Genomic DNA, 23,862 nt, shown 5'->3' on the forward strand with positions numbered 1-23,862 from the left:
TTAGAATAAGAACGTTATCAAATATTGAGAGCATAAAGATCAGATTGTGGTGATGCACTAAATTGATGATGTGTTAAAAAAGCATGAGCAATATCATACCCGTTTTCTTCCGCTGATAAGCTTATTGCCTGCCAATGGTGAATATCAGGATAGGCAGATAAGCATTGTGTCAGTAAATAATGTCCAACACCGCGACGGCGTGTCACTTCTCTGACCATAAAATCAGAGATAACAGCTTTTTCATCCGATAGTTTAACCCAGCAAGCGGCTAATAATCGTTCGTTAAATCTTGCCACAAAGAGTACATTCTCGTTGTTGATCTCATTTGTTAGAGCTGATTGGTAATGTGTATCTTGCCAAATTTTGCCTAAATCAATATGGTCTTGTTCAGAGAGCTGTGCCAGTTTTTCAATAGTTAATTTCATGAAATATCCTGTTAGTTTGCAGTTTGTTTTTTTTCTTTTAATGAAGACATTAAGGTCTTAATGGTGAAACACAATGCCAAACTCGTTAAGATCACACAAGAATAAAAGACATACTCATAGTTATTGTCAGTCACAAAATAGACCGAAATCATAGGGCCAGCAGCCATTCCACAATAACGAATAAAGTTATAAATCCCCATTGCAGTAGCTCTCATCGAGCCAAAATAACTTGTTAATAATGTAGTGTGCGTTGGCATGGTTAAGCCTAAAGAAAGCCCATATAACACAGTTAAGCCAAGCATGATAGGTAATGAGATTTGCCAAAAGAGTGCAAATAACGTCAACATAGTCAGGTTGATACAAGAGGTAATAATCACACCATATTCAGCGCTAAATAGATGGCAAATTCTACGGTAAAGATAGCTACCTAAGATAAGTGCAATTGACATAGGCATATATAATCCACCTATTTCAGTGCTGTTAAGTTGATGGAGATGAAAGGCAATTAAGGGTAAGAAAACCAGTAGACAAAAATAGTTATAAAACACCATAAAACTCATGACAAATACAGATTTACCCTCAGGTGCCATCAGCACTTGTTGCATTGCTGATAAGCTTTTAAAGGTTTCCTTCTGTTCTGGACGTGTTTCAGGTAAATAAAAGAGATGTGTGGTCAGTAATAGGATACCGATAACAGCCAATAAAATAAAAATGCCTTGATATTGATAATGTTGCGCTAAATATCCACCTAATAAAGGGCCACAAGCTGGTGCTAGTGCTAATAGCATTTGATACGATCCCATTGCTTTTGCGCGATCGTTTCCTTGATAAAGATCGCCAATAATAGTTGCTGCAACTACGGGAATGGCCGCAATACCGATAGCTTGGATCACACGCCAAAAAATCAATAAGCTAATAGAGTCAGACCAAACACAACCCAATGCACCCACAATAGAAATTGCTAATCCACTGAGTAAAATTGGCTTTCTTCCCCATTTATCGATCAATGAACCATAAAATAGTTGCATTACAGCCATAGCAAAAGTAAATGCAGATACCGTCAGATTAACCAGTGATAACGTGGTATTAAATTGCTGTTGGATCAAGGGAAGTACAGGGGTATAAATATTTTGTGCTAAAGAGCCTAATAGTGCGCTAAAGCAAACGAGATAAAACAAACTGCGGATTGATAATTTCATTATATTGCCTCTCTTTATCTATTTTGTTTCCATGGAAACAAAATAGATAATAGCGATATTTTGATTGTTGTAAATACTTTTGGTACTATTTTTTAAATATTTTTTCCAAGGAAACAAAATGACAAAAGAGAATGTAACAACACAAGACTTGCTAAAAGGGTTAAGTGATTTCTTGCATCTTAAAGATGAACATGTCAATGAGGAGCATAAAAAAGTATTAGAAGAGAAGGGATTAGAGAATTATTCACTTACAGAGTTACATGTTATTCATTGTATTGGTGAGGAGAGCATGAGAAATCTGACGACTATTAGTGAATATATGGCGATGACTCGAGGGGCTGTTTCAAAAATTTGTAGCCGCTTACAAAAAAAGGGGGCTATTGAAAAAATAAAGTTGGCAGATAATCAAAAAGAAATATTTTTTATCTTAACTGCTGAGGGAGAGCGTCTTTTTCATGCTCATGAGGTGTTGCATCAACAATCTCAAGCTAAATGGTCTGCGCTATTTGAGCAATATGATCAGCAAGAAAAGCAGGCGATTAAACGCTTTTTTACCGATGTTGTGGATAGTTTTCGTCAGTCGCAATAAATAAACCTGAAAAGAAAACCCCCATATCATGAGATATAGGGGCAAGGTCATTATTTTTTATCTGTAGCGATGCGATTACGGATATTATCAGCACGCTCTTTTGATGGTGGGTGAGAATCAAACATACTTGAATCACCACCACCTAATTTAGCGAGCTTCTCAAAACCTGTAACCAGCCCTGCAGTATTAACGCCACGTTTTGTTAGCAGATCATAAGAGAAATTATCGGCTTCAGTTTCTTGATGTTGTGAGAATTGAGCATTAATTAATTTCTGACCCATTTCAGCTAATTGTGAGCTGCTTAATTGTGCGGCAACGCCACCCGCTGATGCTGCTGCAGTACGTGCTGCAACTGTTGCGTGAGCAACTTGAATTGCTTTACGGGTATGGCCTAAAGCAACATGACCCATTTCGTGACCTAAAACGCCTTCAACTTCGTTATCAGTCATCATGTCCATTAAACCACTATAAACACGAACACAACCGTTAGCCATAGCCCATGCGTTCACATCTTTAGTCATGTAAACTTTGTAATTTACTGGAGTGCCATTAACTTCACTACCTAACGCTTTAGCGATATTATTCAAGCGTTTGGTGTAAGTGCTATTGGCTGGTGCGACTTTATTTTGGGCATCCATCTCTTTACATGCATCATTGGTGAGTGCTTTGATATCATCATCGCTTAATGTTGCAGCTTGGAAAAGTTGGGTTCCTGATTTAGTCAGCATATCGGTATTGAGGTTTTGACAACCAGAGAGTAGTGCTGCTGATACCATCACTGTAGCAAGTAATTTAATTTTCATTTTTTAATTAAGTCCTTTTCTGCTTGGCAGTTTATATAAGTGCAGATCAAATTCGAGCAGAAGAATAACAGTGCTTATCTATTGGTGCAATATAGGCATTTTATGAAAAAAATATTATCTAAATATATGTTTTTTCTTTTCTCAGTAAAAATGTATTATTATTTCTTTCCTTAACATGATGAAAAAACGGATTAATAAATTTAACTTGTTTAAAATTAAGATAATTAATTGGTAGGCTAAGTTTAAAAAGATAAGCTTTGTTGGTTAAATATTATATAAAACATTTAATTGTACTTACTTTAAGTGTAAGTGATGTTGTTTTTTATTTATTTGGAATATTATCAAAATAACACTGCATTTAGTGCGGGTTTTTATTTGTTTAATTCTGACAAAGTTTATATTTTTGATATTTATTGCTTTGTTTTTAATAAATAGCGATGCTCTACACATCGCTATTCAGATTAAACTGAAAATGAAAAAATGGTATCAATATTTTATGAAACCATTAATTCACTGATGGTCATAAAAGGGCGATTAATACGTTTTCCTGTTTGCTCATCAAAGAAATGTAGGTTTTCAGGATGAATAGTAAGACCTATTTTGTGGCCAATATTAACACCATGATCGTTCGGTGCGCGAATAACAACGGGTTGTTTTTGTTTATCACAGGTTGTGGCGTAAATTAAAACATCAGCACCTAATGCTTCAATAAATTCAACATCAACATGGAACATAGGATGCTGGCGGCTAATAAGTAAATGTTCAGGGCGTAAACCTAATTTAATTGCTTGATAAGGAAGGTGCTGAGATGAAACAGCAATGTGCCCATCAGCGATTTCAATTACACCATGATTAATGGAAGTGTCTAAAATATTCATTGCAGGAGAACCCATAAAAGTAGCAACAAATACGGAAGCAGGGCTTTCATAAATATCTAACGGTGTACCCACTTGTTCTATATTTCCTTGATTTAGCACCACCAACTTATCGGCTAATGTCATGGCTTCAACTTGATCGTGTGTAACGTAGATCGAAGTCGTGGAGAGTTTTCGTTGTAGCTTTTTTATCTCAAGGCGCATTTGTACACGTAATTTTGCATCAAGGTTAGAGAGTGGCTCATCAAATAAAAAGACTTTAGGTTTACGGACAATGGCTCTGCCCATTGCCACACGTTGTCGTTGCCCACCTGATAACTCTTTAGGTTTTCTATCAAGTAAATGACTGATTTCCAGCATTTGAGCTGCATTTGTGACAAGTTCTTCAATCTTTGCTTTTGGTGTTTTTCGATTACGCAAGCCATATGCCATGTTGTTATAAACTGACATATGGGGATAAAGAGCATAGTTTTGAAAAACCATGGCGATATCACGCTCACTGGGTTCGTGTTCATTAACACGCAAATTATCAATAAGTAAATCACCTTGTGTAATGGTTTCTAATCCCGCAATCATTCGCAGTAATGTCGATTTACCACAACCGCTAGGGCCGACTAATACCACCATTTCGCCTTGCTCAATAGAAAGATTTAATTTTGAAATAGCTTGATGACCATTTGGATAACGCTTTTCTAAATCAGTAAGAGTGACGGTTGTCATGTTATTTCTCCGTATCAATAAAGCCTTTTACAAAGGCTCTTTGCATCAGAATGACGATAAAGACAGGAGGCAACATCGCAATTAATGTGGTTGCCATAATTTTATTCCATTCAATAACACCATCGGAAACCGCAACCATCTGTTTAATACCCATCACAATAGTGTAATAGTGGGTATCTGTTGTGATAAGCATTGGCCAAAGATATTGGTTCCAGCCATAAATAAATGTGATAACAAACAAGGCGGCTATATTAGTACGTGAAAGAGGAAGTAAGATGGTGAAAAAGAATCTTATCGGACCCGCGCCATCAATTTTGGCTGCTTCAATAAGCTCTGGGGTGATAGTAAGAAAAAATTGCCGAAATAAAAAAGTAGCAGTAGCGCTGGCAATTAATGGAATGGTTAGTCCTGCATAAGAGTTCAGCATATTAAGGTTAGTAACAACCTCAAATGTTGGCATAATACGAACTTCAACAGGCAGCATTAATGTAAAAAAGATAGTCCAAAAGGCAAGCATACGGCCCGGAAAGCGAAAGAATACAACAGCATAGGCTGATAAAATTGAAATTATTAATTTTCCGATAGTGATCACTAACGCCATGATTAATGAATTCAACAACATACTGTTAATTGAAATCGCACTATTTTGCGTTGTACCCGCTTGTGACAATAGGGTTTTAAAAATACTGAAACCTTCAGTGCCGAACCAAAGAGGCGATCCTGTGGCAAATTCGGTATTTTGATGTGTTGTAGCGACAAGCGCTATCCATACAGGAAATGCGACAGAAAGAATGCCAACAATGAGGATTAAGTGGCAAAAAGCGTGAAATAAAGGTCTGCGTTCAACCATCAGTAAGCCACCTTTTTTTCAACATAACGAAACTGGATCACGGTCAATATCGCGACAATAAACATTAAGATAACGGATTGTGCGGCTGAAGAGCCTAAATCTAATCCTACAAAACCATCGTTATAGACTTTATACACTAATGTTGATGTGCTACTTCCGGGGCCACCCTGTGTCATGGCATGAATAATGGCGAAAGTATCAAAAAAGGCGTAGGCAAAATTCACTACCAGTAAGAAAAAAGTGGTCGGTGAAATAAGCGGAAAGCTTATTGTGATAAAGCGTTTAATAGGCCCACTGCCATCAATAGCGGCTGCTTCTAATAGTGATTTAGGCACAGATTGCAAGGCAGCGAGAAAAAATAAAAAGTTATAACTCACTTGTTTCCATGTCGCAGTTAAAATCACCATCCACATAGCATGATGTGTATTCAGTACGGGATCCCAATTAATGCCTATTTGTTTTAATAATTGGCTTAATACGCCAATCGTAGGATCAAGCATAAATAACCAAAGAAAACCCGCGATAACTGGCGCAATGGCATAGGGTGAAATTAAGATCGTACGATAAAACAGTTTGCCTCGTAAAATTTGCTCAGCAATGCCAGCTAAAACAAGCGCAGATAACATAGAGAGAAAGACAACGCTGATACTAAAAATCAATGTGGTGATTAAACTGTCAAAATAGTAACTATTGCTAAATAAACGCTGAAAGTTTTCGAGACCAACAAACTCGCTACTCAGGCCAAACGCATCTTCTAATTGAAATGACTGAAAGAAAGCTTGCCCAGCAGGCCAAATAAAAAAGATAAGTGTGATAGCCAGTTGAGGAAAAATCAGCGCTAGAGGTAACCATTTTTGTTTAAAATAAATGGATTGAGAAGCCATACAGTATCCAGTAAATCGATAAAAACAGAAGGCGAGCTGTTAAGCTCGCCTGATAAATATGATTATTGAGTACGTTCAAAACGGCGTAATTGCTCATTTCCACGTGTGACAGCATTATCCAATGCAGCTTGAGCACTCTGTTTTCCTGACCATACTTTTTCTAATTCTTCATCAACAATTTCGCGTGTTTGTAAGAAATTACCAAAGCGTAATCCTTTAGAGTTTGCAGTCGGTTCTGAGGTTGTCATTTGTAATATTGCGGTGTCAGCCCCTGGATTTTGCTGATAAAAGCCTTGTTGTTGTGTCAATGCGTAAGCGGCTTTAGTAACAGGAAGATAACCTGTATCTTGGTGCCAGTCAGCTTGAACTTCAGGACTTGAAAGATAGGTGAAGAATTTGGCGACGCCGTTATATTCTGCATCTGGGCGCCCTGACATAACCCATAACGAAGCTCCACCAATAATGGTATTTGCGGGTTTTTGTACAAGCGTATCGTCATAAGGCAATTGGCTAACACCAATATCAATGCCTTTCATATTCTCTTTAATACCAGCAAAACCGGCGGATGATTCCATCACCATGGCGCATTCTTGGGTATAAAATAGAGGCATTGAATCAGATTGGCGTCCGCCATATTTGAAAATACCGGATTTAGACCAATCTGCCATTTGTTGAATATGAGCAACGAAAGGGGATTTATTAAATAGAAACGTCGTATCTAAGCCATCAAAACCATTATTTTTTGTCGCAATAGGTAAATTATTGCGTGCACCAAAGTTTTCGATTTGTGTCCATGATTGCCATGTGGTGGTAAATCCGCATTTAACACCAGAATCGAGCAGTTTTTGAGATACTGCTTCCATCTCTTTCCATGTCTTTGGTGGCTGCTCTATACCTGCTTTTTTAAAGAGTGTTTTGTTGTAGTAGAGTACAGGTGTTGAACTATTAAAGGGTAATGACATCATTTTGCCGTCGCTAGTGGTGTAATAACCAGTGACAGTTGATAAATAACTATTAGGATCAAAAGGCTCGTTGGTTTTTTCCATTAATTGATAAACAGGATAAATGGCTTTTTTAGCACCCATCATGCTGGCTGTACCGACTTCAAAAACTTGCACAATAGCAGGTTGGTTTTTAGTACGAAACGAAGCTACTGCACTGGTCATAGTTTCAGCATAAGTGCCTTTATAAACAGGCTTTATCTCATATTCAGATTGGCTTGCATTAAAATCAGAAGCGATTTGATTAACTTTCTGACCAAGCGCTCCTCCCATAGCATGCCACCATTCAATTTGTGTTTTTGCGTGTGTAGGTGAAGCAAAGAGTGTCATCGCAACAGCAAGGCCCGTTATTGATTTTATCGACATGCAGTATTTCCTTTTAAATCGAGAGTTAAAGGTGCAATCTAATCTGCGAATTACCCTAAATGTTATTTATGACAAATGGGTGACAATTAAGTGAAGAGTTATTGATGGCATGACTGTCAAATTGCTGTCATAAATGATTGTCATGATGTCGGCACAAATGAAAAGGAGAGATAAATGAAGATAGCTGCTCACCGAGGTTTTTCTGGAAAAGCCCCTGAAAATACACTGGCTGCATTTAAAATGGCGATTGATTTCGGGTGCGAATGGATTGAAACGGACGTGCAATTAACCGCGGATCATGTTCCTGTGCTTATTCATGATAAAACAGTTAATCGTTGCACGAATGGGCAAGGTGCGGTGCGTTTTCATACCTTAGATGATTTACATCGCCTTGATGCAGGAAGTTGGTTTAGTTCACTTTATCAAGGTGAGAAAATTCCTTCTTTAAGACAAGGACTACAGTTAATTAAGCGTTCCGGAACAAAGCTTAATATTGAGCTGAAAACTTGGCCCGACGATGATGTTGAGCGTTTATGTTTAGCGGTTTCTGACATGATAAAAAGTGCAGATATTCCGAATGAGCAAATTCTATTTTCTTCTTTTGATACGCATGCACTTATCGTTATGAAACGATACCTACCTTTTATTCGTAGAGGCCAGTTATGGGATGAGATCCCCGATAATGCGCTAGAAACATTAAAAGCGATTGATGGTTTTAGTGTGCATTGTAATTACAAATACCTTACGCAAGCACAGGCGCAATTGTTAAAACAAGCCGGCTATGAAATTTATTGTTATACCCCGAATGATCCTGAAGAAGTGAAAGACTTTGAGCAATGGGGGGTTGATATGCTAATTACCGATATGCCTGATGTTTATCAACAAGATATTTATGATGTAGCAAAATGAAAAAGTACTAACTATCCCGCTTATTTGTACTGAATAAGGCGTTATTGATCTGTTTGATGACGCCTTTCATCTCCTCTCTTCCTCATTCTATTTACTGAAATTAAATAAGAGAAATATTGAGTAATAGGTGTTTTATTTACATTCTCTGTTATTATCCTGCGCAATTAATGAATAGATATTGTTCAATACGATAATGTTTATCTCATTAAAAAATAAAAATGGGGGAAGTGGTTAGCGATATGGTGACCTTATTAACCCAACCTCTGAGAGTAGAGGTGAATTATTTCTACTTTAATTGCCAATAATATCATTGAGAGTGAAACATGAAAGAACTCGTTGTTGTTGCCATTGGAGGCAATAGTATTATTAAAGACAATGCTAGCCAGTCTATCGCTCATCAAGAACAAGCAGTACAAGAGGTTGCAGCCCATATTAGTGATATGGTGGCTGAAGGGTATAATATTGTTCTTACTCATGGTAATGGTCCACAAGTCGGACTTGATTTACGCCGTGCGGAAGTTGCACATGTACAAGAAGGTTTACCATTAACACCATTAGCCAATTGTGTTGCTGATACACAAGGGGGTATTGGTTATTTAATACAACAAGCGTTAACTAATAAGCTTCGTGTTCAACAAAATAAACAAGCGATCACCCTTATCACACAAGTTGAAGTAGATAAAAACGATCCTAATTTTGTTTCTCCGACAAAACCTATTGGTGCATTTTTCTCTGAACAAGAGATGATGCAATTACAACAAGAAAACCCTCAATGGCATTTTGTTGAAGATTCTGGTCGTGGTTATCGTCGTGTTGTTGCTTCTCCTATTCCACAGCATGTGATTGAATCTAATGCAATTAAATCATTATCAGAATGTGGCTATGTTGTGATTGCTGTAGGGGGCGGTGGTATTCCGGTCATTAAAAATGAGCAAGGAAATTACCAAAGTGTTGATGCTGTGATTGATAAAGATCTGTCATCAACATTGCTCGCAAAAGAATTACATGCAGATATTCTTATCATCACAACAGGTGTTGAAAAAGTCTGTATTCATTTCGGTAAACCAGAACAAAAAGCATTAGGTGAAACGTCGGTTGAAGAAATGACACAATATATGCATGAAGGGCATTTCCCTCCGGGCAGTATGCTTCCTAAAATTGAAGCGAGTTTGTCATTTTTAGCTGCTGGTGGAAAAAGAGTGATTATCACAACGCCAGAAAAATTGGCTTCTGCTTTAAAAGGTGAAACAGGAACACATATTGTTGCTTAATCATCTCCATAAGTAATATTTGATTATCTCTTTAATAAGCGCCTTATCTGTAAAAAGTAAGGCGCTTATTTTATCTGTATATTTTTTATAAATGATTAAATAGAGTGATTGGCGGGATAGGCTTTTGCGTAATGGCGTGGGTTTAATCGTGAAAATAATCCTATCGTAATAATCACTAAAATGGCATGAAACGCCCATGCATAAGTAAAGCTTCCATCAGGTTGGCGCAATAGTACAGCAACCAATGGTCCAAATGCGGCAATAATAAAACCGCCACCTTGCATTAATGCTGATAGTGCACCAGCTTGTGCAGGATCAGGAATATGATCGAGAGCGACAATCATCATCATGGAAAAACATCCTCCTAAGCCACAGCCTAAGAAAATACTCCAAAGATAAGGCGCACTCATGGGGATCGTCATTATTGCGCCAAATCCAATAAATTGGCTTATTAATGTCAGCATTAGCCAAAAACGCCGATCGTGATTTTTAGCCGCTAAAAATGGAATAATTAATGCTGCTGATGCTTGAAAAAGGGAAAGGATAGCGACTAGAGAGCCACTTTGGGCGCTTGGCATTCCTAGCGATTGATAGAAAGGTGCTAGCCATGTCACCACTGAAGCATATCCTGCATTAACACAACCAAACCCTAAGATAAGTAACCCTGTTCTAGGACGCCAGATTAAGGTATTTAGTGATATTTTATTGGCAGAGGTGGCGCTATTTTTTATAGAAAAAAGAATAGCAACAAATGCAAAACCAGCAGGAAGCGCAAACCATGCCAAAGCACTTTGCCAATGGCCATCGGGGGCGGTGAGAATAGGGGAAAGTTGAGCACCTAGTGCGCCTCCTCCCATTAACATGGCGGAATATAACCCCATCATAATAGGTGTTCTATTTCCAAACCATCCTTTAATAATGCCAGGAAATACCGCTTGAATATAAGCGACACTTAAACCACAAAAGAGTGCTGTCAGTAATAGTTGATGACCATCAGAAACATAAGCACGAGAAAATGAGCCTATAAGTAGCATCAACATCGCCACTAACAGCCCTTTACGTACTTGGATATAAGATTGTAAAAAAGGAACGATTAATGCACCTATTCCCATTAAAAGCATGGGTAATAGCGTGAGTAATGAGACTTGGCTATAACTCATTCCTGTTGAAGCAATAATATTGTCAATAACAGGGCCTGGGCCAGTTAAGAAGGGGCGTAAGTTTATCCCAACTAAAATAATAGTAAGGACAATCTGCCATGTTTTTTTTCGTGGTAAGGCAGTCATTGTAATTCCCTGATAAACATAAATATTGTCTATTGTATAGACAATATTTGTATAAACAAATGCCTATATTGGTAATTTAAATTTTATTTACAGCGTTTTAATGTGGGGTACGCGCATTGTTAGGAGTGTCAGTAAGGGATATCAAGAAGGTCATTAATGATGGATAAAAAGGCTCATCATAAAATAAGGCAATAAACAGATTTAAAGATGTTTATTGCCTTAATAAAAAAACGAGAGAATAGCTATGTTATGAAAGACAGCTAAATTCACGAATAAGTTGTGCTATTTTTTCTGCACCTTTGTTCGATTGCGTCAATGTAATGGTATAGATTTCGCTATTTTTATCAGTAATAACAATCTCTTTAGATATTTTTCCTTTGACAATCACATTCTCAATATCATCGTAAGGAAGATAAAAAGAGTCATATAATTTACTCAGAACGCAGTAAACGCCATCTTCTGTTAAGACAACACCATGATCACCTTTACCAAATACCGTTTCATCAAAATAATAGCGAATATCGTTTTTATTGAATAACGGTTCACCCAATACATTCATCGCTTTTTGATAGAAGTGTATTATTTTTTTATTATCTAAGTCGCTATGATGATAAAAATGTTGGTCTTTATTTGTTTGATATTCAGTCACTTTAGCCAGAGACATATAGGTGACTTCGGATGATGTTTTTGAGGTATTATCTTGCTGTTTAGGCGTAAGGTTTCCCGCAACAGAAGCGGTCACAGCACCGGCTCCTGGCAATATTGAAGTTGTGGTAGTGGTAATTGTTCTGGAAACTTCACGAGTGTAATTGCTGACAATTGTGTCACCACGCACATAACCTGAGACGTTTTGTGTCACTCGAATAGGAGAAGTGGTTGTACTGATCACTGTTCTAAAGGCTGAACGTACTGCTGAAACAATGGTAATAATTAAGATGGCGATAAGAGGGGCAGAGATCCACATTAATGAAAGTTTAAAGAGTTGATCTTTGGTCGATGAGGCTTGTTTTTTTAATCGATTATTGTAGTTAAATGCGACAACAACATAAATAAGACCAGCAATGATACGAGGAATATAATTAATTTCATAACGACTGGCTAATAAATCAATTAAGGGATAAGCCAAGCAAGCATAGAGAATGATACTAAAAATGGCTTCAGGAAAAAGACTTTTTATACTGTCCACGGCCTTGGCAATATTATAAATTATCCAGCCAATCAGGATAATAGGCCCAATAAAAGGAATAATGCTGGCAACAATAATGATCAAAAAGCCTTTTAGTATCCCCCAAACTATCTCTGATGCATGACCTTCAGAAATAAGGAAATAGATAAAGTAGGCAACAGATGAAAACATAATAATAGGTAAAGTAAAAAAGGATAACTCCGGCACGATAAAACTAGGTGCCCCTATTAATAGCATGATATAAAAACAGATATTTTTTGATTCATTATTGGAATAGTCAATTTCTGAATTGCTAGACATCATAGTACCTAAAGGGAGAACAATAATGGCGAAGATAATACATGATATTGACTTTTAATAGATACAGTTTAATTACGCATTTTGTAAACCATGATTTAAATAATAAATATTTAATATAAACAAAATATAATCTTTGTTATTTAGGAAGTGTGGGTGAAAAATGTTTCTTAATAGTGTCGTTGAGATAAAATGTGAAATACGACTTTATGTTAATGATTATTATTGGTATATCTTATAAAAAATAATATTGTTTATAACTCACTGATAAAGATAAACATTAACTTTTAGCAAAGGAATGTTTATCTAAATAGAATATTGATACTAGTATTAGAAATAGGTAATTTTACGGTTTAGATCCACCTATATAACTCAATTTCCATTGTTTGATTTGGCTTTTAGGGTTAATTAATGTGAATTCATAGTGTTCAAAATGAGCAAGCACTTTTTTAAACTCAATCGTTGCTTTATCTAAATCCCAAGATTTAGGAAAATAAAAACCATCAAAAGAAATATTTTCTAATCTTGCAATAAACTGATGAATAAATTCATCGAAGCCCGCATAAGTCAGTGCAATTTTACCTGTCCAGTCAATATGAAAAGTATTATTTTTCTGGCGTTGAAAGGTAATTCGATGATTTGTACACTCATCATGACCTAATAAATAAAGACTAAAAGCTGGGACTTCTGCTCTTTCTTCATCCTCATCGGTATCACTATTAATTTGAGGAACAATATCAACATTAAATTGATGATGAATAAAGCTATCAAAATCGAACGGTGTATTTCCTGTGCTGAGTAAAATACCTTGATCGTCAGACCAATAAGTGGAAGAGAGAGTACAGCAGTGATAATTATCCCAAACGATTTGATCTTGCCAGTGTGCAAGACTGGTATATTCTTGTTCATCCTCTGACTCATCATCATCTATATCTGCACAATAATCCTCACCCTCACTTAAATAATAATCAGCACTTCTAAGGTGAAGATCAAACTAAAGTTGCCCATGTTTATCTAATCGTCCAGACCAGGCAAATTCTTTGATTGCATGAGGTTTAGGATAAGCACTATCAATGAAAGTAATGGTATGTGAAGGTGTTGTCATTATTATGGTCTTATTCGTGTCACATTTTTATCACGTAGCTAAAGTGATAAAAATGGACTGAGTTATGATAAAAAGAGGGTAAAGATAAAATACCATAAATTGAGCGATAAAATGGATATCAAATTAGTGAGGATAGAATGTTAACTGCGTTAAATCAGTGGTTACCAATACCTTTATGTCCGATAAATCGAGGAGAAGGTAAGGAGTGGCCACTTATTGATAATCAATACACCTTTCCTCAAGACTATATTGAATTTGTTTCACAATATGGATCAGGACAAATAGCCAATTTTATTACGTTGTTTAATCCATTTAGTGAGGATGACTATCTTAATTTCTTTCAGCAAAAAGAGGCAGTTCTTAAGGATTTTGATTCGTTAATACAGTCTGATCCTGATTATTATACTTTTCATCTGTACCCTAAAAATAATGGGCTGTTACCTATTGGCGAGACAGACAATGGTGACACACTTTTTTGGGTTGTTTCATCTAATGATAGCTGTTTATGGACAATAGCCATTATTCCATCCAGAGCCTCTGAGGTGGAATTTATTACAGAAAATCTGTCAGGGTTTTTAGAAGGGGTTCTATCAAAACGAATATGTTGCCAGTCATTTCCGGCAGGGTTTCCATCAGAGAATATAACGTTTATTTCAGACAGTTGATGGGTTATTTGCCTATGGGTAATTGAGTTACCAGGTGTGTTGTGGCAAGCCCAGTAAGGATGGAGATGCTAAAGCTAATAAGTGTACCCAACATAACATATTCTGTTAGTTTTTTATCTTGGTCATTTTGTAACTCACCAAATCTAAATATAGATTTGGCTGCTAGTAAAAAACCAATTGCTGCAAATTGGTTTAAAAGAATGAAAGTTAAAATAAGCATTCTTTCCAAATAACCAATAGATTGACCAGCAGAAACGAGCGTTGAGCCTTCCTCTGCGACTGGTGTCCATTTTTTTAGTAACATATAAATAAGGATGGAAATCGGCTTTAAAATAAAGATGTAGGCAAGAATAACAATCAAATATTTATAGTTAATGTTTTTAAAACTAAGATCATGGAATATCTGAGTATTTTGATCAATCAATATTATCCATAAAAAGGTAATTACGAATAAATGAAGAGCTTGATCAGTAATAAACCATCTTAAAGAGTTATCAGTATAGGATTTTCCAAGATCAAAAAGATAGTGTGTTATTAATACAGTTACACTGTAAATAAAAATAGAACCAAAACTTATCTCCGTCATTAAAACTAGAATAATAAAGGTTATTCCTCCTTGCAGTAGCGAGTGTAGGTAAAGTTTTTTAGATTTGTAATGTAGAGTATTTCGCGCTTCTATCCATGCTTTAGGTTGTAAATAAAAATCAAAAGCAATATGAGCAATATAGAGAGAAATAAGAAGCGCGAAATTATACATATCAATAAACCTTGTTAATTAAATAATTAAAGTATTGAATATATTCATCTATTAACTGGTAGTGGCTAGCATTTAATAATCTAGTAATATTACTTCTCGATTTTTTTAATTCATCAGCGATAGCATAGTGAGATTTATCTTTATTGACCATGTATTTAAGTAAAACTTGCGCTTGTGCTCGAGTAATTTCTTTGAGTTGTATATTTAAATACTTAGTGACTAAGGTAATATTTTGTTGAAAATCTGAGCTAGATGCCGATATTGTCAAAATTTCACCTTTCATTTTATCGAGTCCTTCGCCAGATAAAATAAAGGCCTCACCAATTGAGGTTCTTACATCATTACGCAATGAGTCAATTTTGCCGATGCCAATACTTTGACGAGCACTGATTTCTAGATTTGACGTTTTTAGTGCTAATTGGATGACGATAGCGACTTTGATAGCATCCCCTGCTTGTAAGCAAACAATCTGGAAAGAATCACCGCGGTATCGATCATATTTAATTGGTAACTGTTCTGAGAGTAATTGAACTGTCTGCTCCAAAGTGTAGAGCATCAGGTCATAGTTTGGGATGGAGATATTTTTAGAATCGATAATATCGCCTGTAATGACACTTACGATGTCTTTATTCATCTTTTGGCTCTTATGGTTTTATAGGATGAGTATCATGTTACCATATTTGGTAACATGTCACTATGTTACTATATTTGGTAACAAGCTCATTAACTTTATAGAGAAAGTATGAAAAATAAGCAACAAAAAAGCCTTTTCTGGAAAACCAGAAAAGGCTTTTTATAAAAATAGACTTAACTGACTAGGATCAGTTCATGCCGTATTTTTTCAGTTTCTTACGCAGTGTGCCGCGGTTAATGCCCATCATTTGTGCTGCACGCGTTTGGTTGCCACGGGTGTACTGCATTACCATGTCCAACAATGGCTGTTCAACTTCAGCCAATACTAGCTCATATAAGTCATTAACATCTTGACCGTTTAATTGAGCAAAATAGTTCTTCAGTGCTTGTTTAACTGAGTCACGTAAAGGTTTTTGGGTCACCTGATCTTGTGAATTTACGGTGGCAACTGTTAGTACGTCTGAATTTACGCGTTGTTCGAACATAGTTCTGTCAGCTCTTTTATTTATTTACGCAAAAAATTTTCGAAATATGCTTCCAACGCCTCCAGCTGTTCGCTGGCATCCTCTATGGCGTTGAAGGAGCGCCGAAACTGGTCATCAGGGGCATGTTCCTTGAGATACCAAGAGACATGCTTGCGTGCAATGCGAGTTCCTTTGCCTTGACCGTAAAAGTCGTGCAACTCACGCACATGCTTTTGCATTATTTGTTGCACCTCTACAATCGGTAGAGGGGGCAACAGTTCACCTGTGTCCAGATAGTGCTGGATTTCCCGAAAGATCCAGGGTCTTCCCTGAGCAGCGCGACCGATCATCAAAGCATCGGCTCCAGTGTAGTCTAATACTGCTCTGGCTTTTAGCGGGTCTGTTATGTCTCCATTCGCAATAATGGGAATAGAAACATTCTGCTTAACTGTCCGAATGCTGTCGTATTCGGCTTCCCCTTTGAACAAACACTCGCGTGTACGCCCATGAATAGTGAGAGCCTGAATACCACAACGTTCAGCCAATTTGGCAATCTCTACACAGTTACGTTCATCAGGTGACCAGCCAGTACGGATCTTGAGAGTAACAGGTACGTCTACCGCGTTAACCACAGCAGAGAGGATCTCTGCGACAAGGTCGGGATGACGAAGTAGTGCTGAACCCGCTAGCTTTTTATTCACCTTTTTTGCAGGGCAACCCATGTTAATGTCGATAATTTGAGCGCCACTATCTGCGTTTATTTTCGCAGCAGCCGCCATATCAACGGGATCACTTCCTGCAATTTGTACGGAGCGGATCCCCAATTCATCACTATGTACCATTCGTAACCGAGACTTGTCTGTCTGCCAAACCTGAGGATTGGAAGAAAGCATTTCAGAAACTGTCATACCCGCACCCATATCATAGCAAAGCGACCGAAAAGGTCGGTCTGTAACGCCAGCCATGGGAGCCGCGATAAGGCAATTTTTTAACTGATACTGTCCGATTCGCATAGATGAAAAGAGGGCCAAACTGTGACTGCAAGGGCGCGTATATTACGCATTTTTTGCCAGATATGAAAGGACAAAGTTTAACCAAATTGCGAAAAAAAGTTACTTTTTTACACTTGATTTTTTATGAATTGATTATTTAATCAATAAAAACATAATGTTATGTGTTTTTAAAAAATTAAAATTTGATGATGTAGAATTGATAAACAAGTGGAACTAAGTAGAGTTTATCAGGCAAAAATGTGATTAATGCCTGATAAACAATAATTAAGTGAAATTTTAACGCAATGAGATTATCTCATTTTGGTTAATATTTGTTCTATGTTATTTTTTCACACCGGTAATACGACACCACTCTTCTTTCTCTGCAACAGGATCTAAGTTAAATAATCCTTCATAGGCGGCAGCGACACCTTCTGCTTGTGTCGCTAATACACCAGAAAGACCTAGATGCCCACCCTGACGAGGCAGTGTACTGATAACAGGTGCAAGTTCACGTAATGGTCCAGCTAAAATATTTGCCACAACAACATCAGCACTGAGGTTATCAGGCTGGTCTTTTGCAAGATACAGTGTAAGTGCGTCAGATACGCCATTACGTTGTGCATTATCACGGCTTGCTTGGATGGCTTGTGGGTCGATATCAATACCAATTGCTTTAGCTGCGCCTAATTTTAAGGCCGCAATTGCTAAAATCCCAGAACCACAACCAAAGTCGATAACCGTTTTACCTTCTAAATCTAAACCATCAAGCCACTGAAGACATAATGAGGTAGTAGGATGGGTACCCGTACCAAATGCAAGACCTGGGTCTAGCATGACGTTGACGGCATTAGGATCAGGCACTTCACGCCAACTTGGGCAAATCCATAAACGCTCACCAAAGCGCATTGGGTGGAAGTTATCCATCCATTCACGTTCCCAATCTTTATCTTCGAGTTGTTCAATTTTGTGCAGGAAGCCTTGACCGAGTAATGGCGTATTTTCTAACATTGCCACAACGATTTTCATGTCAGTTTCTGCATCATATAAACCGATAACGTCAGTATCACCCCACAGGCGAGTTTCACCCGGTAAAGGTTCAAATATAGGGGTATCGTGACTATCTTGGAAAGTCACTGAAACGGCACCGCTTTCAACTAACTCATCACCAATAGCTTCGGCATTGGCAGCAGTTGCATTAAGTCTTAATTGTATCCAAGGCATAATTAATCTCTTTAAAAACGAATTCACTGTAATGATGTTGATTGTGGCAGAGTATGCTCTCCAAATCGATTAGCAACAAGAAATGCCACTAAGCTTAATAACAGTGAAGGAACAATAGGGTGGAATCCGGCTATTTGGATATTAAATGTCGCAAGAGTGGCATAAAGTGTGGCGCCTGTGATCATGCCTGCAATAGCGCCATAACGGTTCGCTTTTTCCCAATAAAGGCCAAGAACTAGAGGCCATAAGAAAACAGCTTGTAGGCCACCAAAAGCGAGTAAATTAAGCCAAATAATCATTGATGGAGGGTTCCATGCAGCAAACAGCAGTAGCACACCTAAAATCAAGGTCGAAAGGCTCGATAAACGAGATATACGTTTCTCATTAGTGATCGCATGAGGAGCGATATTGAGATAGAGATCTTTGACTAACGTTGCTGAAGATTGTAACAGTTGCGCATTAATCGTAGACATAATGGCAGCCATAGGTGCTGCAAGGAAAATACCTGCTGCAATAGGTGGTAATACTTCAACCATTAACGTTGGGATAACCTGATCAGGGACAGTCAGATCAGGAATGATGGCCCGACCTAATGCGCCAGCAAAGTGCATTCCAAACATTAATAATGACATCACAATAGTGCCAATAATAATCCCTTTATGCATGGCTTTACTGTCTTTGTAAGAGATACAACGTACTGCAGTATGTGGCAAGCCTATTACACCAAAGCAGACCAGTACCCAGAATGAAGCCATAAAAGGCCCCGTTAGAATGCCATCCGCACCTTGAGGTGAGGTTAATGCCGGATCGATGGTATTGAGTTTTTGTATCGCAATATCTAAACCACCCGCTTTATAGATAATGGCAACCAGTAGGATAAAAGTACCGAGTAGCATTACAAGGCCTTGTAATGCATCGTTTAATACGCTAGCCCTAAATCCACCAATTGCGGTGTACAGTGCAATCGAGATCCCAAAGATAAGTAAGCCAAACTCATAAGGGATGCCGGCTGCGGTTTCTAATAGACGTGCGCCGCCGATAAATTGCACTGTCATGGCGCCGACAAAAGCGACTAATAGACTTAAACTGGAAAACCAAACGAGAAAACGACTTTTGTAACGCGCATATAGCATGTCGTTTAAGGTAACGGCATTATAACGACGCGCTAAAATGGCGAATTTTTTTCCTAATACTCCAAGGGATAGCCAAATTGCGGGCAGTTGGATCATCGAAAGCAATACCCAGCCAATACCATATTTATAGGCAGCACCCGGCCCACCGATAAAGGAGCTCGCACTAACATAAGTGGCAGTGATAGTCATAGCTAACACGAAGCCCCCCATGGAGCGATTACCCAGAAAATATTCGTTAAGAAACTCGCCTTTTTCACGCTTACGATAAGCATAAGCCGACAGCAGAAAGACCAACAGAAGGTAGCCAATCAGTGGCACTATGACCTCAGTTTGCATCGTCATGCTCATCTCCTAACGGCATATCTTTGAAAAAGTAGCGCACCATCAGATAGCACAATAGAAAAAACAAAACAGGTAAGAATAAGCATGAAAGCTCAAACCAAATAGGTAAACCAGTAATGCCTAGTGTGTTATCAGGTAAATAGGCGGTAATTAACCAACCCAACAAATAAATAAAAGTTAAAATTAGGGCCCAAAGGGCTTCTTTGTGGGCCTGAACAAAACGTTTGTCCATCTGTTCTCCCAATCTTAATAGGGTTAAAAATGAATGGGAGGATTGTACGGGAAAGTGCGTGTTGATTCAGTGAAAATTAATCACAAAGTCATGAGGGAATATTAAAAACCGACTATCTTACTGTTTTAAAAGGATTGTTGTTGAGTCTCTATTTAATGGGGCAATAAAAATAGAGATGATTTTTTATATTAATTGAGAAATGAAGTGTTGAAATAATCACCATAAATAGAATGTTTAAGATAATTGAAATAGGAAAAAAGAAGAGCAGACATTGAAATAGATTGATCAAATGTGGTGCTCTTCTTTGTTTTACTCATCTCATTAATTAAAAATTAAAGGGCATTTTTTATTCTTTCTAGGCCTTCTTTGATAATGGTGCGAGGGCAAGCAAGATTAATACGAATATAGTTATCACCATTACTTACAAACATATTTCCACCTTCTAATAAAATGCCTGTTTTATTGGCAAAATAGAGTGAAAGTTGTTGGTTATCGACATTTTCAGGTAAATATTCAGTCAAATTAATCCATGCTAAATAGGTCGAATCAGGTATTTTAAAGTTTGCTTTTGGAAAATGGGCCTGAGTAAATTCTTGTACTAATTTAAAGTTATCATCGAGATAGTTTCTTAGAGCTTTTAACCATTCATCACATTGAGAATAAGCAGCTTTTGTTGCAACTAAACTTAATGGCGAAATAAAGTCATCATAAAGGCGAAGCCATTCTTTTTTTACTTCTTCATTTTTAATAAAGATATGAGACATTAGATTACCTGCAAGATTAAATGTCTTGCTTGGTGCCATACAGGTAACAATTTTCTCATAATGAGGGAAGAGTTTAGCAATAGGTGTGTGTGACACTCCATTACGCAATAAATCACAATGTATTTCATCTGATATCATCCAAATATCATTTTCAACACAGAGTTTTCCCATCTTAATGAGCTCTTCTTCAGTCCACACTTTACCTGTTGGATTTTGAGGATTACATAAAATAAAGAGCTTAATATTAAGTGATTTATCCTTAATTTTGCGTTCCATATCTGCAAAATCAATAGAGTATTCACCGTCTTTTTCTAATAAATCAGAGTAGATCACTTGGCGAGAATTATAGTCTCCCGCTTGTTTAAATGGTGTATAAGAAGGTGTTTGAATAAGGATACTTTCATCTTCTTTTATTAATAAAGGTACTAGGCGGTTTAATGCAGGAATGATACCTGGAGATAATACAATTTCATGCGGATCAATTTCCCAATCGTAATGTCTTTGGCACCAATCTTTAAATATTTGGTAATACTCATCATCATATACTTTGGTATAACCTAATATCTTTCTATCTAGGCGTGCTTTAATGGCCTCAAGAACTTCAGGCGGAGTAGAAAAATCCATATCCGCAACCCACATTCTAATAAACTCATTATCAGCAAAGGCGAATTGTGCATCTTTATCTGCCTTAAAAATATATTGGCGCCAACCATCATAATTTAAAGCATCAGTATCTTTTCTATCTATAATTTCATCAAAGTTATATTTCATGGTAAACCTTTAATACGTCTAATTTAATTAAATAAATTTTAAGAAAGGGGAAATACAAAGCAGAATGCCCGTAAAGATAATCAAATACAGTGATCCACCTTTATAACGATGCAATGAAGGTACTTTGTAAACTAAATAAGCAGGAATAAGACAACCTACAATCCCGAAAATAGGGCTGCAGATTGAAGTGAACATTAATACTGGCAAATTAAGAACAATTGCACCCCATGCAATAATTACAGTAAAAATTACAATACATAATGTGAGGATTTTCTGATTAATTTTTTCTGCGGGAATAATACGAGTAAGAGCATTCATGACTAAGCCTTGCACTGCTTCTTTAAAGCCTAGATAAACGCCAAAGAATGCAGTCATTAAAGCAAATATGTTGAGTGCAACACCAACAGGAGTGACATATTTAGCCGCATCACCTTCAATAAATTGTGCTGCAATTGCTAAGGCCGAAATATTCTGCTCATAGGCTTTAACTGCTTCGTCATGGCCGATAGCAAAGGTAAAAGAAACAGCATAGAAGAAGACAACACAAAATAGTGTACCGAAAGAGATATTCATGGCTCTTAAGGCTTTGTAACGAGCGACTTCAATTGATTTATTTTTAGCTCGATAAGAAATAACCATCGGGCTAAGAGATTGAATAAAGAGAATAGAAGTCAGTGTGAAAGGTAGCGTAATAATGGCGTTTTTAATTAATAGGCTAAAAGGCGGGAAGGTATCGATATTTTTCGACAGATCCCACATGCTTATCATCATGACACCCAGTGCAAATACAACGAGTAATTTAGATAACACCATAAAGCTTGAGATTTTAAATAATAACTCTTCACTTCGTGATGCAATTAAGACGAGAAAAGAGATAAGAATTAAGCCATAAAAAGGGTTTTCTGATAGTAATCCTTCTGTTACGCCAAAGGTGTGTAGGTAAGATGCTGTATCATTAGTCAGTGCTGTTGGATAAGCAAAAATCCAAATCACTAACATTAAGAAGTAAAGTAATCCTAAAAACATTCCCCAGTTTTTACCAAGATAACCTTCGATAACACTTGGATAGTCTTTACATTCTTTAGAATCGGCAAGGGTATTAATAAATAAGCGTTGAAAGAGATACATGGCAGGGTAGCCAATAATAGAAGAGAGTAAAAACACCCATAATCCAATTAAGCCAACTTGCACAGGTAAGAACACAATACCAGCACCAATTGCCATCCCAATACTGATAATAATCCATCCCATATCAGTATTATCGAATCGTGTTAATTTTTTCCATTCTTCTTTTGAGAGAGAGGCCCTATCAACTTTTTGTTCTAATAAGGTCATACATGTGATCCCATGTGAAAGTAAAATTTATAGTATTTGTTTTGTTAAGTTTATTTTTGGAACATGATTTCTAATCATTTTGTATTAGCTGAATAACGATACTTCAAGAATAATTTTAGCAATTAGTGTGATTAATTATTTCTCCATATTGGAAGCTAGACGAACTTATTTATTAATAAAATTCGCTAAAATTGAGTTATAAATTAATTATCTTTGATAAAAATGTTATTTTGATTAATGTCACAGAGGTGCGAATAGAATGGATCTTGACAAAACGGATATGGGGATCCTGAAGCTGTTACAAGAAGAAGGACGACTGAATAATGCTGAAATAGCTAAACGTGTGTTTTTGTCTCCGCCCGCTTGTTGGAAACGATTAAAGGCATTAGAAAAAGGAGTGATCAAGAATTATCGCGCCATCATTGATCCTAAGCACTTAGGGTTTAATTTTTATGCCTTTATGAATATTACGTTAGATTTGCATTCTGAAGATAATATGGCGCACTTTGAACAAGAGATAATGAAGATTGATAATGTGATTTCTTGCCATAATATTTCAGGTCGATATGACTATATGTTGCAATTGGTCGTTAAAGACATGGAAGATTTTCATAACGTTTCCATGATGAAAGTACGAGCAATTGGCAATATCAAAGAAATGAACACCAGTTTTAGCATTCGAGAAATAAAACCCTTTAAAGGGTTTCCTATTAAATAGATGCTTATCAGAAAATCAGCAATAAAAAAGGCATAGTGATTAAACTATGCCTTTTCTGGTTAAGTG

At 37.0% G+C, this 23,862-nt stretch carries 23 protein-coding genes; 5 read left to right on the forward strand and 18 right to left on the reverse strand.

Translation table 11 applies throughout. The annotated features are described in order from the left end of the window. Positions 1 to 17: 17 nt before the first annotated feature. Both panM and LG402_RS02525 read right to left on the reverse strand, forming a co-directional pair. Entirely contained in the window at positions 18 to 425 is a 408-nt protein-coding gene (panM, locus tag LG402_RS02520) for an aspartate 1-decarboxylase autocleavage activator PanM (RefSeq protein ID WP_227336372.1), read from the reverse strand. 11 nt (positions 426 to 436) lie between these two features. Then, the gene (locus tag LG402_RS02525; protein ID WP_227336373.1) at positions 437 to 1,624 is read right to left on the reverse strand and encodes an MFS transporter; all 1,188 of its coding nucleotides are present in this window, start codon (positions 1,622 to 1,624) and stop codon (positions 437 to 439) included. A gap of 118 nt (positions 1,625 to 1,742) precedes the next feature. Here LG402_RS02525 and LG402_RS02530 point away from each other — a divergent pair, with 118 nt between their 5' ends. Further along, positions 1,743 to 2,213 (forward strand): MarR family winged helix-turn-helix transcriptional regulator, encoded by a 471-nt coding sequence (locus LG402_RS02530; protein WP_227336374.1) that lies wholly within the window; start codon positions 1,743 to 1,745, stop codon positions 2,211 to 2,213. A 50-nt stretch (positions 2,214 to 2,263) separates the two neighbouring features. Here the strand turns inward: LG402_RS02530 and LG402_RS02535 are convergent, their stop codons facing one another. The 5 genes from LG402_RS02535 to ugpB form a co-directional block, all read right to left on the reverse strand. Next, positions 2,264 to 3,016 carry a M48 family metallopeptidase gene (locus tag LG402_RS02535; protein ID WP_227336375.1) on the reverse strand — a complete coding sequence of 251 codons (753 nt, stop codon included), beginning with the start codon at positions 3,014 to 3,016 and terminating at the stop codon, positions 2,264 to 2,266. 494 nt (positions 3,017 to 3,510) lie between these two features. Continuing rightward, positions 3,511 to 4,611, reverse strand: coding sequence for a sn-glycerol-3-phosphate import ATP-binding protein UgpC (locus LG402_RS02540; protein WP_227336376.1), 1,101 nt, complete (start codon positions 4,609 to 4,611; stop codon positions 3,511 to 3,513). 1 nt (position 4,612) lies between these two features. Next, positions 4,613 to 5,461, reverse strand: a complete 849-nt coding sequence (gene ugpE / locus LG402_RS02545) for a sn-glycerol-3-phosphate ABC transporter permease UgpE (protein WP_109409233.1) — start codon at positions 5,459 to 5,461, stop codon at positions 4,613 to 4,615. After that, complete coding sequence (gene ugpA / locus LG402_RS02550; protein ID WP_166539222.1) at positions 5,461 to 6,345, reverse strand: sn-glycerol-3-phosphate ABC transporter permease UgpA; 885 nt, start codon at positions 6,343 to 6,345, stop codon at positions 5,461 to 5,463. The genes ugpE and ugpA overlap by 1 nt, the downstream gene beginning before the upstream one ends. 62 nt (positions 6,346 to 6,407) lie before the next feature. Then, complete coding sequence (gene ugpB, locus LG402_RS02555) at positions 6,408 to 7,712, reverse strand: sn-glycerol-3-phosphate ABC transporter substrate-binding protein UgpB (protein WP_227336377.1); 1,305 nt, start codon at positions 7,710 to 7,712, stop codon at positions 6,408 to 6,410. 174 nt (positions 7,713 to 7,886) lie between these two features. On the opposite strand from ugpB, the gene LG402_RS02560 reads away from it, so the two are divergent. Both LG402_RS02560 and LG402_RS02565 read left to right on the forward strand, forming a co-directional pair. After that, complete coding sequence (locus LG402_RS02560) at positions 7,887 to 8,621, forward strand: glycerophosphodiester phosphodiesterase family protein (protein WP_227336378.1); 735 nt, start codon at positions 7,887 to 7,889, stop codon at positions 8,619 to 8,621. A gap of 323 nt (positions 8,622 to 8,944) precedes the next feature. Further along, entirely contained in the window at positions 8,945 to 9,892 is a 948-nt protein-coding gene (locus LG402_RS02565) for a carbamate kinase family protein (protein ID WP_227336379.1), read from the forward strand. Between the two features lie 95 nt (positions 9,893 to 9,987). Here the strand turns inward: LG402_RS02565 and LG402_RS02570 are convergent, their stop codons facing one another. Continuing rightward, positions 9,988 to 11,178: a cyanate transporter gene (locus LG402_RS02570; protein ID WP_109409238.1), complete on the reverse strand. Its 1,191-nt coding sequence runs from the start codon at positions 11,176 to 11,178 to the stop codon at positions 9,988 to 9,990. A 247-nt stretch (positions 11,179 to 11,425) separates the two neighbouring features. Continuing rightward, positions 11,426 to 12,664 carry a hypothetical protein gene (locus tag LG402_RS02575; protein WP_109409239.1) on the reverse strand — a complete coding sequence of 413 codons (1,239 nt, stop codon included), beginning with the start codon at positions 12,662 to 12,664 and terminating at the stop codon, positions 11,426 to 11,428. A gap of 1,239 nt (positions 12,665 to 13,903) precedes the next feature. On the opposite strand from LG402_RS02575, the gene LG402_RS02580 reads away from it, so the two are divergent. Continuing rightward, complete coding sequence (locus LG402_RS02580; protein WP_227336380.1) at positions 13,904 to 14,431, forward strand: SMI1/KNR4 family protein; 528 nt, start codon at positions 13,904 to 13,906, stop codon at positions 14,429 to 14,431. 4 nt (positions 14,432 to 14,435) lie between these two features. On the opposite strand, the gene LG402_RS02585 is transcribed toward LG402_RS02580, so the two are convergent. From LG402_RS02585 to LG402_RS02625, 9 genes are all read right to left on the reverse strand, one after another. Next, positions 14,436 to 15,188, reverse strand: coding sequence for a DUF3307 domain-containing protein (locus tag LG402_RS02585; protein WP_227336381.1), 753 nt, complete (start codon positions 15,186 to 15,188; stop codon positions 14,436 to 14,438). Position 15,189: 1 nt separating this feature from the next. Beyond that, positions 15,190 to 15,822, reverse strand: a complete 633-nt coding sequence (locus LG402_RS02590; RefSeq protein ID WP_227336382.1) for a hypothetical protein — start codon at positions 15,820 to 15,822, stop codon at positions 15,190 to 15,192. Between the two features lie 187 nt (positions 15,823 to 16,009). Beyond that, positions 16,010 to 16,306, reverse strand: a complete 297-nt coding sequence (gene fis / locus LG402_RS02595; RefSeq protein WP_004245342.1) for a DNA-binding transcriptional regulator Fis — start codon at positions 16,304 to 16,306, stop codon at positions 16,010 to 16,012. Between the two features lie 20 nt (positions 16,307 to 16,326). Next, entirely contained in the window at positions 16,327 to 17,298 is a 972-nt protein-coding gene (dusB, locus tag LG402_RS02600; protein WP_036938696.1) for a tRNA dihydrouridine synthase DusB, read from the reverse strand. 321 nt (positions 17,299 to 17,619) lie between these two features. Further along, positions 17,620 to 18,501, reverse strand: coding sequence for a 50S ribosomal protein L11 methyltransferase (prmA, locus tag LG402_RS02605; RefSeq protein WP_166539213.1), 882 nt, complete (start codon positions 18,499 to 18,501; stop codon positions 17,620 to 17,622). Positions 18,502 to 18,524: 23 nt separating this feature from the next. Continuing rightward, a complete protein-coding gene (gene panF / locus LG402_RS02610; protein ID WP_166539231.1) occupies positions 18,525 to 19,970 on the reverse strand; it encodes a sodium/pantothenate symporter in 1,446 nt (481 codons plus the stop codon). Beyond that, positions 19,960 to 20,208 (reverse strand): YhdT family protein, encoded by a 249-nt coding sequence (locus tag LG402_RS02615; RefSeq protein ID WP_109409245.1) that lies wholly within the window; start codon positions 20,206 to 20,208, stop codon positions 19,960 to 19,962. Before LG402_RS02615 ends, panF begins: the two co-directional genes overlap by 11 nt. Before the next feature lie 332 nt (positions 20,209 to 20,540). Continuing rightward, a complete protein-coding gene (locus LG402_RS02620; protein ID WP_166539212.1) occupies positions 20,541 to 21,743 on the reverse strand; it encodes a MalY/PatB family protein in 1,203 nt (400 codons plus the stop codon). 27 nt (positions 21,744 to 21,770) lie between these two features. Further along, positions 21,771 to 22,994 carry an aromatic amino acid transport family protein gene (locus LG402_RS02625; protein ID WP_413685684.1) on the reverse strand — a complete coding sequence of 408 codons (1,224 nt, stop codon included), beginning with the start codon at positions 22,992 to 22,994 and terminating at the stop codon, positions 21,771 to 21,773. A 343-nt stretch (positions 22,995 to 23,337) separates the two neighbouring features. On the opposite strand from LG402_RS02625, the gene LG402_RS02630 reads away from it, so the two are divergent. Further along, positions 23,338 to 23,796: an Lrp/AsnC family transcriptional regulator gene (locus LG402_RS02630; protein WP_072069791.1), complete on the forward strand. Its 459-nt coding sequence runs from the start codon at positions 23,338 to 23,340 to the stop codon at positions 23,794 to 23,796. Positions 23,797 to 23,862: the final 66 nt, after the last annotated feature.

This window comes from Proteus sp. NMG38-2, from assembly GCF_020640995.1.
Taxonomy (GTDB): domain Bacteria; phylum Pseudomonadota; class Gammaproteobacteria; order Enterobacterales; family Enterobacteriaceae; genus Proteus.